Consider the following 12,330-nt stretch of genomic DNA (forward strand, 5'->3'; position numbering starts at 1 on the left):
AATCAGAAATGCGAACGCCCTTGACACGCCAGACAGGCATGATTAATTTGACCTCTATGTCTAATTGGCAATGCCAATATGGCACGATTAGTTGTGTGTGACAGATTGGCAGAAGACAGGAGAGCGTGGCAGTACCACCAGGTGTTTCGCTACAATGTGTATAACATCTTGAATAACAAACATTTAAGTTTCAATTACCGTGTTATGTGGGCGGGCTTGTCAACGGTGGCACGGAAATTGCACGTAAGAAAGCGGACGAGATAACTGTTCATTATCGTGATCGTGCTGATTTCAAAATCAGCGTTCTTATCACCAGTGAAAGGAGCAGGAAGCAATGAACGTACAACCTTTGGGCGACCGGGTTCTGGTCAAGCGCCTCGAGGAAGAAGAGGTACAGCGCGGCGGTATCATCATTCCCGATACGGCCAAGGAAAAGCCGCAGCAGGGCGAGGTCGTGGCGGCCGGTCCGGGGCGCGTCGGCGACAACGGCGACCGCGTGGCGCTGGAAGTCAAGGTCGGCGACAAGATCCTCTTTGGCAAATACTCCGGAACGGAAGTCAATCTGGATGATTCCGAATACCTCATGATGCGGGAAGAGGACATCCTGGGTATCGTGTCGTAGATCATCGAGTGTCCGAACCGTAACCTGCAAGGTCCGGTTGCGGCTGAATCAGCGCGTATGCAAGGAGGGTTGAACCAGTGGCAAAGCAGTTGAAATTCAGGGATGAAGCGCGGCGCTCCGTGCTGAGCGGTGTGGAGACCCTTGCCAAGGCGGTGAAGGTCACCCTGGGTCCCAAGGGCCGGAACGTGGTGCTCGACAAGAAGTTCGGTTCGCCGACCGTCACGAAGGACGGCGTGTCGGTGGCCAAGGAAATCGAATTGCAGGACCCCTACGAGAACATGGGGGCCCAGATGGTCAAGGAAGTGGCTTCGAAGACCAGCGATATCGCCGGCGACGGGACCACGACGGCCACGGTGCTGGCCGAGGCCATCTACCGCGAAGGGCTGAAGAACGTGACCGCCGGTCACAATCCCATGGCCCTGAAGCGCGGTATCGAGAAGGCCGTTTCCGCGGTAGTGGACGAGATCGAGGGCATCAGCCAGCCGACGGCCGGCAAGACCGAGATCGCCCAGGTCGCGACGATTTCCGCCAACAACGACCCCGAGATCGGCGACCTGATCGCCAATGCCATGGAGAAGGTGGGCAAGGACGGGGTCATCACGGTGGAAGAGGCCAAGAGCATGGACACCATGCTCGACGTGGTCGAGGGCATGCAGTTCGACAAGGGGTACATTTCCCCGTATTTCGTGACGGACTCCGAACGCATGGAATGCAGCCTGGACGATCCCTACATCCTGATCCACGAGAAGAAGATCAGCGCGATGAAGGACCTCCTGCCCATCCTCGAGAAGGTCGTGCAGCAGGGCAAGTCCATGCTGATCATCGCCGAGGACGTGGAAGGCGAGGCCCTGGCCACGCTGGTGGTTAACAAGCTGCGCGGCACCATGCGCATCTCGGCCGTCAAGGCACCGGGGTTCGGCGACCGCCGGAAGGCCATGCTGGAAGACATCGCGATCCTGACCGGCGGCCGGGTGATCACCGAGGACATCGGCATCAAGCTCGAGAACGTGACCTTCGAGGATCTCGGCCAGGCCAAGCGCGTGGTGATCGACAAGGACGAGACGACGGTCATCGAGGGCGCCGGTTCCCAGTCCGAGATCGAAGGCCGTATCTCCCAGATCCGTCGCCAGATCGATGAGACGACGTCCGACTACGACCGCGAGAAGCTGCAGGAACGCCTGGCCAAGCTGGCGGGCGGCGTGGCCGTGATCAACGTCGGCGCGGCGACCGAGACGGAGATGAAGGAAAAGAAGGCCCGCGTGGAAGACGCGCTCCACGCGACCCGCGCGGCCGTGGAGGAAGGCATCGTGCCCGGCGGCGGCGTCGTATACCTCAGGGGAAGCGGCGCACTGGACGGGCTGCAGGTCAACGGTGACGAGGCCACCGGAGTGAGCATCCTGCGAAGGGCGCTCGAAGAGCCGCTGCGGCATATCGCGGCCAACGCCGGCGCGGAAGGGTCGGTCATCATCGAGCACGTGAAGCAGAAGGAAGGCGCCGTGGGTTACAACGCCAATACGGGCGACTACGAGGATCTCATGTCGGTCGGCGTGATCGACCCGGCGAAGGTAACGCGCATCGCGTTGCAAAACGCTTCCAGCATCGCGTCCCTCCTGCTGACCACCGAGACCCTGGTGACAGACATTCCCGAGAAGGAGCCACCTCCCGCGCCGGGCGGCTACGGCGGTGGCGGCATGGGCGGCATGGGCGGCATGATGTAGGCCTCCAGGCCAACCTGCCAGGCAGTTTAAGTGCGTGAAGACCGGCGTCGGCTGTCTTAGTCGGCGCCGGTTTTGTTAGGAAGGAACGCATGCCTACCTACCAGTACCGCTGCAACAAATGCAGGCACGAGTTTTCCGAGTTCCAGTCGATCACGGCGGATCCCCTTTCCACCTGTCCGGAATGCGGCGGCGCCGTGAAACGCCTCATCAGCGGTGGGGCGGGCTTCCTGTTCAAGGGCGATGGATTCTATACCACGGACTACCGGAGCGAGAACTACAAGCAGGCCGAGAAGGCCGACCGGGAGTCTTCTTCGTCCAAGTCGGACGGCGGGTCCGACGGGTCCAAATCCGACGCCAAGTCCAGCGGCGGCGGGTCCTCCGACGCGTCCGGTTCCGGTGACAAGTCGAAATCCGAAGCCTCCCCGAAGGCCGACTCGTCTTCCGGTCCGTCTGGTCCGTCTGGTCAGCCTGGTCAGCCTGGTTAGCCTGGTTAGCCTGGTCCGTCCGGCCCGTCCGGTTCGGCCGGTCCGCCCGCGTCCAACTGAAGGATCATCATGAGCACAGAAGAAGCGAAATCACCGGACGACATCAAGGCCATTCACGACCGGATCTACGAGCAGAGCGTCTTCGTCGACCGGCTGGTCTCGGAAATCGGCAAAGTGATCGTCGGCCAGCAGTACATGATCGAGCGTCTCCTGATCGGCCTGTTGACCAATGGACACATCCTGCTCGAAGGGGTGCCGGGCCTGGCCAAGACCCTGGCGGTGCGTACCCTGGCTTCGACGGTCTCGGCGCGGTTCCAGCGGATCCAGTTCACGCCGGACCTGCTCCCCGCCGACCTCACCGGCACCATGATCTACCAGGCGAACAGCGGCGAGTTCATCGCCAAGAAGGGTCCGATTTTCGCCCACCTCATCCTGGCGGACGAAATCAACCGGGCGCCCGCTAAAGTGCAGAGCGCGCTCCTGGAATCCATGCAGGAGCACCAGGTAACCATCGGCGACGAGACCTTCCCGCTGGAGGATCCCTTTCTCGTCCTCGCCACGCAGAATCCCATCGAGCAGGAAGGGACCTACCCCCTTCCGGAAGCCCAGGTCGACCGGTTCATGCTCAAGTTGACGACGACCTATCCGCGCAAGGAAGAGGAACTGGAGATCCTGAACCGCATGACCTCCGGTGAGCCGGCGGAAGTGGACCAGGTCGTGTCGCTGGAGGATATCGTCCGCGCGAGATCGATCATCAACAGGGTCTACATGGACGATAAGATCAAGCAGTATATCGTCGATCTGGTCTTCGCGACCCGCAAACCGGAGGACTACGGCGAACTCGCCGAAATCCGGGACCTGGTGGAGTACGGCGCTTCGCCCCGGGCGACGATCTACCTGGCGACGGCCGCGCGCGCGCATGCCTTCCTGCGCCGCAGGGGCTACGTTACCCCGGAGGACGTGAAGTCGATCGGGATGGACGTGATGCGTCACCGCGTCATCGTCACCTACGAGGCCGAGGCGGAGGACATGACCTCGGAACAGATTCTTCAGCGCGTCTTCGACTGTGTAGAGATCCCTTGATACCCAGGCAGATCATCCAGAAGATCCGGCAGATCGAGATCCGGACCAAGCATCTCGTGAACGACGTATTCAGCGGAGAGTACCACAGCGTCTTCAAGGGACGCGGCATGGAATTCGCCGAGGTGCGCGAATACGAGCCGGGCGACGAGATCCGGTCGATCGACTGGAACGTCACCGCCCGCCTGGGGCGCCCCTATATCAAGCGCTTCATCGAGGAACGGGAACTGACGGTCATCCTCATGGCCGACGTCAGCGCATCGGGTCATTTCGGCACGGTGAACCAGATGAAGAGCGAGATCACCGCGGAGATCTGCGCGCTGCTGGCTTACGCGGCGATCCAGAACAACGACCGTGTCGGCCTGCTCATGTTCACCGACCAGATCGAGAAGTACATCCCGCCGAAGAAGGGCCGGACCCACATTCTTCGGGTGATCCGGGAAGTACTTTACAACCAGCCCGAACACACCGGCACCGACATCACGCAGGCGCTTGAATACCTGAACCGGCTGCTGACGCGCAGGAGCATTGTCTTCATCCTGTCCGATTTCCTGACAGCGGACTATATCAAGCCCCTGCGCGTGGCCAGCAAACGCCACGACGTGGTCGCCGTCACGATCACGGACCCGAGAGAACTCAGCCTGCCCGGCATCGGCCTGGTCGAACTGCAGGACGCGGAGACAGGAGAAGAGGTGCTCATCGACACCGGCAACGCCGAATGGCGCAGGCAGTACGCCGAATACAACGAAGCCCTTCGCGAAGACCGCGACCAGCAGTTCAGGGTGACCGGCGTGGACGCCATACACATCCGCACGGACGAGCCCTATATCGATCCGCTGCTGCAGTTCTTCAAATTGCGCGAGCGCAAATTCGCGCGGTGAATCGATACCGTTGCGAAGGATGCGTCCAGGCGCCCGCCCGTTCGACGATGATGACCTGCCTGGACCAGGAGAATCGAAGCCGTCGCTTCAGCCGCGTAAAGGCACGGTCCGAAGGATCGGGCCGGGGGGCAACAAAGGCTTGCGTTTCATCACTTTGTGCGCTAAATTAGGTTACTTTGAAAACCGTCGCGCGATTCGCGCGAAGCTTGTGGTAAAGTCACCGGGAGCCTGACTTGATAGAAGTAAGGGACCTGACCAAGAAGTACGGTAATTTCACCGCGGTGCGGGACGTGAGTTTCGAGGTGGAAAAGGGCGAGATTCTCGGATTCCTCGGACCGAACGCGGCTGGCAAGACCACCACCATGCGGGTGCTGACGTGCTTCATGCCCGCGACGGCCGGCACGGCCCGGGTGGCGGGGTTCGACACCTTCAGCCAGTCCCTCGATGTGCGCCGCAGGGTGGGATACCTGCCGGAGAACGTCCCGCTCTACCTGGACATGCGGGTCCGTCCCTACCTGGAGTTTATCGCCAGGATCAAGGACATCCCGTCCCGCGATCGCAAAAAGGCCGTCAACCGCGTGATCGAATTGACCTCCCTGGAAGAGGTCGAAAATCGGATCGTCGGTCATTGTTCCAAGGGTTTCCGTCAAAGGGTGGGCCTGGCCCAGGCGCTGATACACGATCCCGACGTCCTGATCCTGGACGAGCCGACCAACGGCCTGGACCCCAAGCAGATCAACGAGGTCCGGGAGGTGATCAAGAGCCTGGCCGGGGACCATACCATCATTCTCAGCAGTCACATATTGCCCGAGGTGAGCAAGACCTGCGAGCGCGTGGTCATCATCGACCAGGGCCGGATCGTGGCCGGGGACACGCCGGCCAACCTGGACGCGCGGCTGCGGGGTTCGCAGTCCATCTCGGCCCAGATCCGGGGTCCGGTCAGGGAAGTGATGGACCTGTTGAAGAAGAAGGACGGCGTTGTGGATGTGAAGACCAGGTCTTCGATCGGCGATGGTCTCTGGCAGTATGACATCGACATCGTCCCGGGCCGGGATCTCCGTCCGGAAGTGGCTTCGTCGGTGGTCGAAAACGGCTGGGACCTCGTGGAACTCACCACGGCCGGCATGAGCCTGGAAGAGATTTTCCTGGAGCTGACGACCCAGGAAGAGGAGGGCGACTGACGATGCAGGGATTGCTGGCCATCTGGGGACGTGAATTGAAGGCCTATTTCATTTCACCCATCTTCTACGCCCTTTCGACCGTGTTCATATTTATCGTAAGCTTCATGTTTTTCTACAGCTTACAGAGTTACACGCAGTATTTCATGCAGGCCGCGCAGTACCCGGCCATGATGGAACGGATCAACATCAACGAAATGATCATGCGCCCGCTGTTCAATACCATGAGTTTCGTGGCCGTGCTGACGCTCATGCCCATGCTCACCATGCGGGTCTTTTCCGAGGAAAAGAAGACCGGCACGATCGAGCTGCTGCTGACTTCGCCGGTCCGGGACTGGCACGTGATCCTGGGCAAGTTCCTGGCGGCCTTCACCCTGTACACGGCCATGATCGGGCTGACGATCATCTACCCGCTGGTGCTCCAGGTATACGGCGATCCCGACTGGGGTCCCATATGGGCCGGCTACCTCGGTCTCATTCTCCTCGGCGGCGGTGTGATAACCATCGGGCTCTTCGCCTCTTCGCTGACGGAGAACCAGATCGTGGCCGCGGTGATCTGCTTCGGCGCCGCGCTCATACTCTGGATGATGGATGTAGCGGCCGAATCGATGGCCGGCACGCTGGGCGAGGTGGTCGGATACCTGTCCGTGCTGAGGCACTACAATACCTTCGAGAAGGGGATTATCGACTCGACGGACTGCCTCTTTTTCCTGAGTTTCATCTTCCTGGGCCTGTTCATCACGGTCCGGTCGGTGGAGTCGATGCGCTGGCGGGGATGACACTTGTCCTGAATGGACGAACCAGCCCGCGCTTTCGAACCGCGTGCGGTCTGATAAGGGGAGAAACCCGTACATGAAGAGTCTTGTGCCATCCGCCGGATACCTGGGCCTCATCCTGATCCTGGTCAGCGGGTACCTCTACGCCTCGGATGCGACGACGCAGCGCACGGTCCTGATCGTCCTGCTGGCCGGTCTGGCGCTCGGATCGGCCTGGGTGGTCTTCGAGTGGGAAAAGGTGTGGAGCCTGCTTGGACGGCGTACCACGCGGTACGGGGCCAACACCGCCGTACTTGTCCTGCTGGTGATCGGCATCCTGGCCTTCGTGAACCTGATCGGTGCGCGTTACTCCCAGCGGTTCGACACGACGGCCAACCAGAGGTTCAGCCTCGCGGACCTGTCCGTCAGCGTGCTGGACGAGCTGGACCAGGACGTTCACATCGTGGGCTTCTTCAGATCCAGCGGGTCCGATGCCATGCAACGGCACGAGATCGACGACATGCTGAATCAGTTCCAGTACCACTCGGACCACATCACCTACGAATTCGTAGACCCCGATCTCGAGCCCAGCATAGCGCGTCAGTACAACATCTCCGCCTACGGAACGATCGTGTTCGAAAGCGAGGGCAAGACCGAGCACATCAACCGTTACCTCGAAGAGAGCGTGACCAACGCGCTGGTCAAGGTCACGCGGGAAGGCCAGAAGACCATGTATTTCCTGGAGGGCCACGGCGAGCACAACATCAACCTGACCGACCAGGCCGGCTACAACAGGATGCTCCAGTTGCTCGAGAACCAGAGTTACGTCGTCAGGAGTTTCTCGTTGCTTAGCGAAGTGGAGGTACCTTCGGACTGCAGCGTCCTCGTGGTGGCCGGTCCCAGGACCAACCTGGTGGGCAACGAGCAGGAAGCCATTCGCAACTACCTCGACCGCGGCGGCCGCGCCCTCTTCCTGCTCAATCCCGACTATCCCGAGGAGAGTGCCGATCTGTCGGAACTGCTTGCCCGCTGGAAGGTGGAGATCGGCGACAACGTAGTGATCGATGAGAGTGCCGTGGGACGGTTGCCCGGCATGAACGAGTACATGCCGGCCGTCATGCAGTACCCGGCCCATCCGATCACGCGGGCGCTCGGCAATACGGTCAGCTTCTTTCCGCTGGTGCGGTCCATAGAGCCCGCGTCGGCCTCCGACGACACCGTTGAAATACAGACCATCGCCATGACGGGCCCCCGCAGCTGGGCGGAATCCGCCCTGCCGGATACGCCGGAAGAAGCCATGGAGTACACGCCCGAACTGGACCCGGTGGAAGACGAGCCCGGCCCGGTTTCCATTGCCGTCGCCATAACGGCCGTCCCGAGGGCCCTGCCGCGCAGGGACATGACCACGCTGACGCCGCAGGAGATGGCGATGCGGCCGGAGGAGCACGAGTTGAAGACGCGTATCGTGGTCGTCGGCAACTCGGCCTTTGCCTCCAACGCCTATATCATGCTGCCGGGCAACGGAGACCTGGCCCTGAACATCCTCAACTGGCTCGCCCAGGAGGAGGATCTGCTCGCCATCCGGCCCAAGTCGAGCGACACCAGGCTGGTTCAGATTTCGCTGAGCCAGATGCGGGATATCTTCATCGTCACCGGCATACTTTCGCCCATCGGCATCCTCATCGCGGGCGTCATGGTGTGGTGGAGAAGGAAATAGGAGGCGATGTACCGTGAGCGGTGGCCGTTACACGATCATCCTGGCTGTCATTCTGGGATTGCTGGCGTCCTGTTACTTCCTTTTCGTCCTGGAAGAAGAACAGATCGCGGAAATCGAGCGTGTGTTCGAGGTCGACGCGGAGGAGGTCGTTGGGATCAGGGTTGCCGTGGATGGTGAAGCCACAACGCTGGAAAAGGTGCCGATGAAGGGCTGGGAGATAACCGAGCCGGTCAGGTACGCGGCCGACCCGAACGTCGTGGGAACGCTGTTGCAGGAGTTCTCCACCCTGTCCCCCGCCCGTACCGTGGCTGATTCGGCGGAAGTCCTGTCGGAATACGGCCTCGAGCTTCCATCGGCGTCCGTCGAGGTAACCCGGGGTCTCGACAAGCCCATGGTGTTGCTGCTGGGAGACGTGAACCCGACGGGCGCGGCCTATTACGCCGCTGAACAGGGAACCCGGCGGGTGTTTCTCGTCTCCGCGCGGATCAATGAGAATCTGCGCAGGTCGACCGATGCGTTGCGGGACCGCAGCCTGATGCGGGTTGAGCAGGACAAGGTGGAAGAGATCATCCTCGAAAAGGGAGACCGCAGAGTCGTCATCAAGTTGGATCCCTTTGGGATCTGGCGCGTGGAAGAGCCCTATCAGCTGCCGGCGGAGCGCGATGAAGTGGCCAACGCGATAAGTACGATCATCGGCGCCTCGGCGATTTCCTTCATCGATGAGGCGCCGTCTTCGCTTGAGGGATACGGTTTGACGGATCCGGTGATGACGGCGACCGTGAAATCCGGTGACGGCGGGATCCGGCATACGCTGATCCTGGGTAATGAAGAAATGGGCCTCGTCTATGCCATGACCGGCGAGAGACGCAACGTGTACTCGGTTTCGATGTCGATCCTCCAGCAACTGGACCGTGAGCCCGACTTCTACAGAAGGATTACAGCTTTCGATTTTCAGTCCTACAAGATCCCTGTATTTTCGATGAACCTGGGAAACGAGTCCGTGACCCTGGTCAAGCGGACCTTCGAGGACTGGCGGATGACGTCTCCTTATGAGTTGAGAGCCAATGACCGTTTCATTACGGCCATGCTGGACAGCCTGGAGATCACGCGTGTGCGGGAGCACATCCCGTCGACGTCCGCGAACAGAGCGACGTACGGTCTCGACAACCCGGCCGCCAGCCTGTCGCTTACGATTGAAGACCGGGTGAGGCCCCAGGAAGTCCTGGTCGGAACGGTCTCCGGTGATGGGAAGTACAGATACATGCTGGATCCCGCGGAGGAGTGGATCTACGCGGTGGACGCATCCGGTCTGCAGCATCTCCCGGCCACCGCACTGGAGCTGCGCGACAACAGGATTCTGCGGTTCAAGGGCTACCAGGTGCACATGTTCGAGGTGATCACACCCGACGAACGCGTACGGGTACGCCGCGACCAGAAGCAGAGAGTCGTGTGGAAAATGGAAGAGCCGGCGACGGGCGACGCGGACGCGATCTCGGTCGGTCGGGCGTTCAGCGAACTGGATTCACTGTATTCGCAGGCTTTCGTAACGGCGGATCCCGATGCGGACCTGGCATCCTATGGACTCGACAGGCCGATCATGGAACTTACGCTGCAGATCGGCGGCCGGGACGATGTGCCGGAAGAACGCATATCGCTCCTGGTGGGCAAGTCTTTTCCCGGGGACGGGAGTCTGGTCTACGTCAAGCAGCGAAACAGCCCCGTCGTGTCCCTGGCCAAGGCCGGGTTTGTAGCCCGAATCAACAATATGGTCGCCCAGACACCGAAATCGTGACATGAGGCGGCGTGCGGTGAGGTACTTCGGTTTATTCGCCACCCTCCTGGTGGCTGTCTCAACGAATCCGGTCGCTGCCGAACCCGTCCCGGCGCCGCAGGAAGAAGACGACGCGTTTTCGATCGCGGCCTCGGTAGACCGCGACCGGATCACCGTGGGCGATCCCTTCCTGTACCGGGTCACCGTGAAAAGCCCCGGTAACGCCGCGATCGAGTGGCCGGAAGCCGGACGACCTCCGGAAGGTTTCGAGCTGGTCTCCTTCGAGCACGAAGGACCCCTGCCCGGGCCCGGCGGCGCGAACATCGATTCCCTCCGCTATGTACTCACCCTGTATCGGACGGGTGAGCATTCCATACCGCCCTTTTCACTTAAGAGTGTTCTTTCGGATGGTACCGAGCTTTCCGCCGAATCGGATGCCATACCGGTTACCGTGGTCAGCGTGATCGACGATGATGCGGCGGACATACGCGATCTGAAGGACCCGGTGGAAATCCCCGGCGAGGTGCCGTGGTACTGGTGGATGATCGGCGGCCTGGTATTGCTCGCCGTCGCGGCTGCGGTCATGCTGTACATCAGGCGCCGCAGGAACCGGGGTGCTCCGAACGGCTCGGTCCCGGAAGCCGAGCGCCCTCCCGACGAAATCGCCCTGGAAGAACTGGATCGGCTGGCTCTCAGGGAGTGGCTGGCCCAGGGACGCGTGAACGCCCATTACTCCACGCTGTCGGAAATCCTGCGCCGGTACCTGTCCGCGCGCTATCGGATAGCCGCCATGGAATACACGACCTCTGAGCTGGTGGCGGCGTTGAACGTGCTCGATCTCGGGAACGAAGAAACGCGGGCCGTCCGGATGCTGTTCGAGGAATGCGACATGGTCAAATTCGCAAGGTATACGCCGGGATCCCATCGTCAGTCTCTTTCCTTGCAGGAAGGAAGGGAGATCGTCGAGCTTACACGCCCGCCCGAGGTGCCCGAAGCCCCGGAATCCACCGCACCGGACAAATTGGCTGACGACGATTCTCCCGTCGCCGGCGAGGCTTCGGACGGCGGTGCGGGATCTGTGCAGGCACCGGCAAAGGATTGATGTACCCATGTTCTTTTCCGTACCCATGATTCTCGGTCTTCTCGCGGCCCTGCCGGTACTCCTGTGGTGGTATCGCCGCCAGGTGAAGGGCCGGCGGGGCGGAATGCGGTTTTCCGATATCTCCGTCGTAAGCCGGCTGAAGCCCGCGTCCATCCTGAAGTACCGCCACGTCCCCTTCGCGTTGCGCGCCGCCGCCATCGGCCTGGCGATCCTGGCCCTTGCCCGGCCGCAGACGGGGACCGAAGGTGCGGAGGTGATGACCGAGGGTATCGACATCGTGCTGGCGCTCGACATCTCCGGCAGCATGGGAGCCGAAGACTATAAGCCCCGAAATCGTCTTTATGTCGCCAAATCCGTGATCTCCGATTTTATCCGGGAACGGAAAAACGACCGTATCGGCATGGTGGTCTTCGCGGGACGCAGCTTCACGCAGTGTCCGCTGACGCTGGACTACGACGTGCTGCTCGGCCTGCTCGACCAGGTGGAGATCGGGTTGACCGAAGACGGTACGGCCATCGGAATGGGCATCGCCAATTCCGTCAACCGGTTGCGGCAGAGCAGCGCCGAAAGCAAGGTGGTCATCCTGTTGACCGATGGGGTGAACAACACGGGCGCCATCGACCCGGTCACCGCGGCCAAGGCGGCCAAGGCGCTGGGCGTCAGGATTTACTCGGTCGGAATAGGAAAGGAAGAAGGCGCGCCGATTCCGGTCGACGACCCGGTACTGGGTCGCACGTACGCCCGTAATCGCGACGGCAGCCTCGCCCTCACGGAAATCGACGAGGAGACGCTCCGGCAGGTCGCGGAGATTACCGGCGGATACTACTTCAAGGCGACCGACGGCGAGATGCTGTCCCACATCTATCAACGCATCGACGCCCTTGAACGCACGGAGATGAAAGTCATCGCCTACTCGAGATACACGGAACTGTTCGGTTACTTTCTGTTGCCGGCCATGTTCCTGGTACTGGCCGAAACCCTTTTGAAGCACACCCGGTTCAGAAAACTGCCGTAGATCAGG

11 protein-coding genes are annotated in these 12,330 nt (G+C 61.0%); all 11 read left to right on the forward strand.

The features are described 5' to 3' along the window. The first annotated feature begins 334 nt into the window (after positions 1-334). The 11 genes from groES (at position 335) to OXG98_15265 (ending at position 12,324) form a co-directional block, all read left to right on the forward strand. The gene (gene groES, locus OXG98_15215) at positions 335-622 is read left to right on the forward strand and encodes a co-chaperone GroES (GenBank protein ID MCY3773354.1); all 288 of its coding nucleotides are present in this window, start codon (positions 335-337) and stop codon (positions 620-622) included. Positions 623-699: 77 nt separating this feature from the next. Then, positions 700-2,340, forward strand: coding sequence for a chaperonin GroEL (gene groL / locus OXG98_15220; protein ID MCY3773355.1), 1,641 nt, complete (start codon positions 700-702; stop codon positions 2,338-2,340). 89 nt (positions 2,341-2,429) lie between these two features. Continuing rightward, the gene (locus tag OXG98_15225; GenBank protein ID MCY3773356.1) at positions 2,430-2,825 is read left to right on the forward strand and encodes a zinc ribbon domain-containing protein; all 396 of its coding nucleotides are present in this window, start codon (positions 2,430-2,432) and stop codon (positions 2,823-2,825) included. 69 nt (positions 2,826-2,894) lie between these two features. After that, a complete protein-coding gene (locus OXG98_15230) occupies positions 2,895-3,908 on the forward strand; it encodes a MoxR family ATPase (GenBank protein ID MCY3773357.1) in 1,014 nt (337 codons plus the stop codon). Then, positions 3,905-4,786: a DUF58 domain-containing protein gene (locus OXG98_15235; GenBank protein MCY3773358.1), complete on the forward strand. Its 882-nt coding sequence runs from the start codon at positions 3,905-3,907 to the stop codon at positions 4,784-4,786. The genes OXG98_15230 and OXG98_15235 overlap by 4 nt, the downstream gene beginning before the upstream one ends. A 233-nt stretch (positions 4,787-5,019) precedes the next feature. Next, positions 5,020-5,967: an ATP-binding cassette domain-containing protein gene (locus OXG98_15240; protein MCY3773359.1), complete on the forward strand. Its 948-nt coding sequence runs from the start codon at positions 5,020-5,022 to the stop codon at positions 5,965-5,967. A gap of 2 nt (positions 5,968-5,969) precedes the next feature. Next, entirely contained in the window at positions 5,970-6,743 is a 774-nt protein-coding gene (locus tag OXG98_15245) for an ABC transporter permease (GenBank protein MCY3773360.1), read from the forward strand. 73 nt (positions 6,744-6,816) lie between these two features. Beyond that, positions 6,817-8,436, forward strand: a complete 1,620-nt coding sequence (locus OXG98_15250) for a Gldg family protein (GenBank protein MCY3773361.1) — start codon at positions 6,817-6,819, stop codon at positions 8,434-8,436. A gap of 13 nt (positions 8,437-8,449) precedes the next feature. Next, the gene (locus tag OXG98_15255; GenBank protein ID MCY3773362.1) at positions 8,450-10,228 is read left to right on the forward strand and encodes a DUF4340 domain-containing protein; all 1,779 of its coding nucleotides are present in this window, start codon (positions 8,450-8,452) and stop codon (positions 10,226-10,228) included. A 16-nt stretch (positions 10,229-10,244) separates the two neighbouring features. Then, a complete protein-coding gene (locus tag OXG98_15260; protein MCY3773363.1) occupies positions 10,245-11,309 on the forward strand; it encodes a BatD family protein in 1,065 nt (354 codons plus the stop codon). Positions 11,310-11,316: 7 nt separating this feature from the next. Continuing rightward, positions 11,317-12,324, forward strand: a complete 1,008-nt coding sequence (locus OXG98_15265; protein MCY3773364.1) for a VWA domain-containing protein — start codon at positions 11,317-11,319, stop codon at positions 12,322-12,324. Positions 12,325-12,330: the final 6 nt, after the last annotated feature.

The organism is Gemmatimonadota bacterium (genome assembly GCA_026706345.1).
GTDB lineage: Bacteria > JAAXHH01 > JAAXHH01 > JAAXHH01 > JAAXHH01 > JAAXHH01.

Excerpts from the sequence above, each read along its gene's own strand:
- OXG98_15230 (MCY3773357.1), top strand. The coding sequence starts at position 2,895 with ATGAGCACAGAAGAAGCGAAATCACCGGACGACATCAAGGCCATTCAC.
- OXG98_15245 (MCY3773360.1), top strand. The coding sequence starts at position 5,970 with ATGCAGGGATTGCTGGCCATCTGGGGACGTGAATTGAAGGCCTATTTC.
- groES (MCY3773354.1), top strand. The coding sequence starts at position 335 with ATGAACGTACAACCTTTGGGCGACCGGGTTCTGGTCAAGCGCCTCGAG.
- OXG98_15225 (MCY3773356.1), top strand. The coding sequence starts at position 2,430 with ATGCCTACCTACCAGTACCGCTGCAACAAATGCAGGCACGAGTTTTCC.
- OXG98_15250 (MCY3773361.1), top strand. The coding sequence starts at position 6,817 with ATGAAGAGTCTTGTGCCATCCGCCGGATACCTGGGCCTCATCCTGATC.
- OXG98_15265 (MCY3773364.1), top strand. The coding sequence starts at position 11,317 with ATGTTCTTTTCCGTACCCATGATTCTCGGTCTTCTCGCGGCCCTGCCG.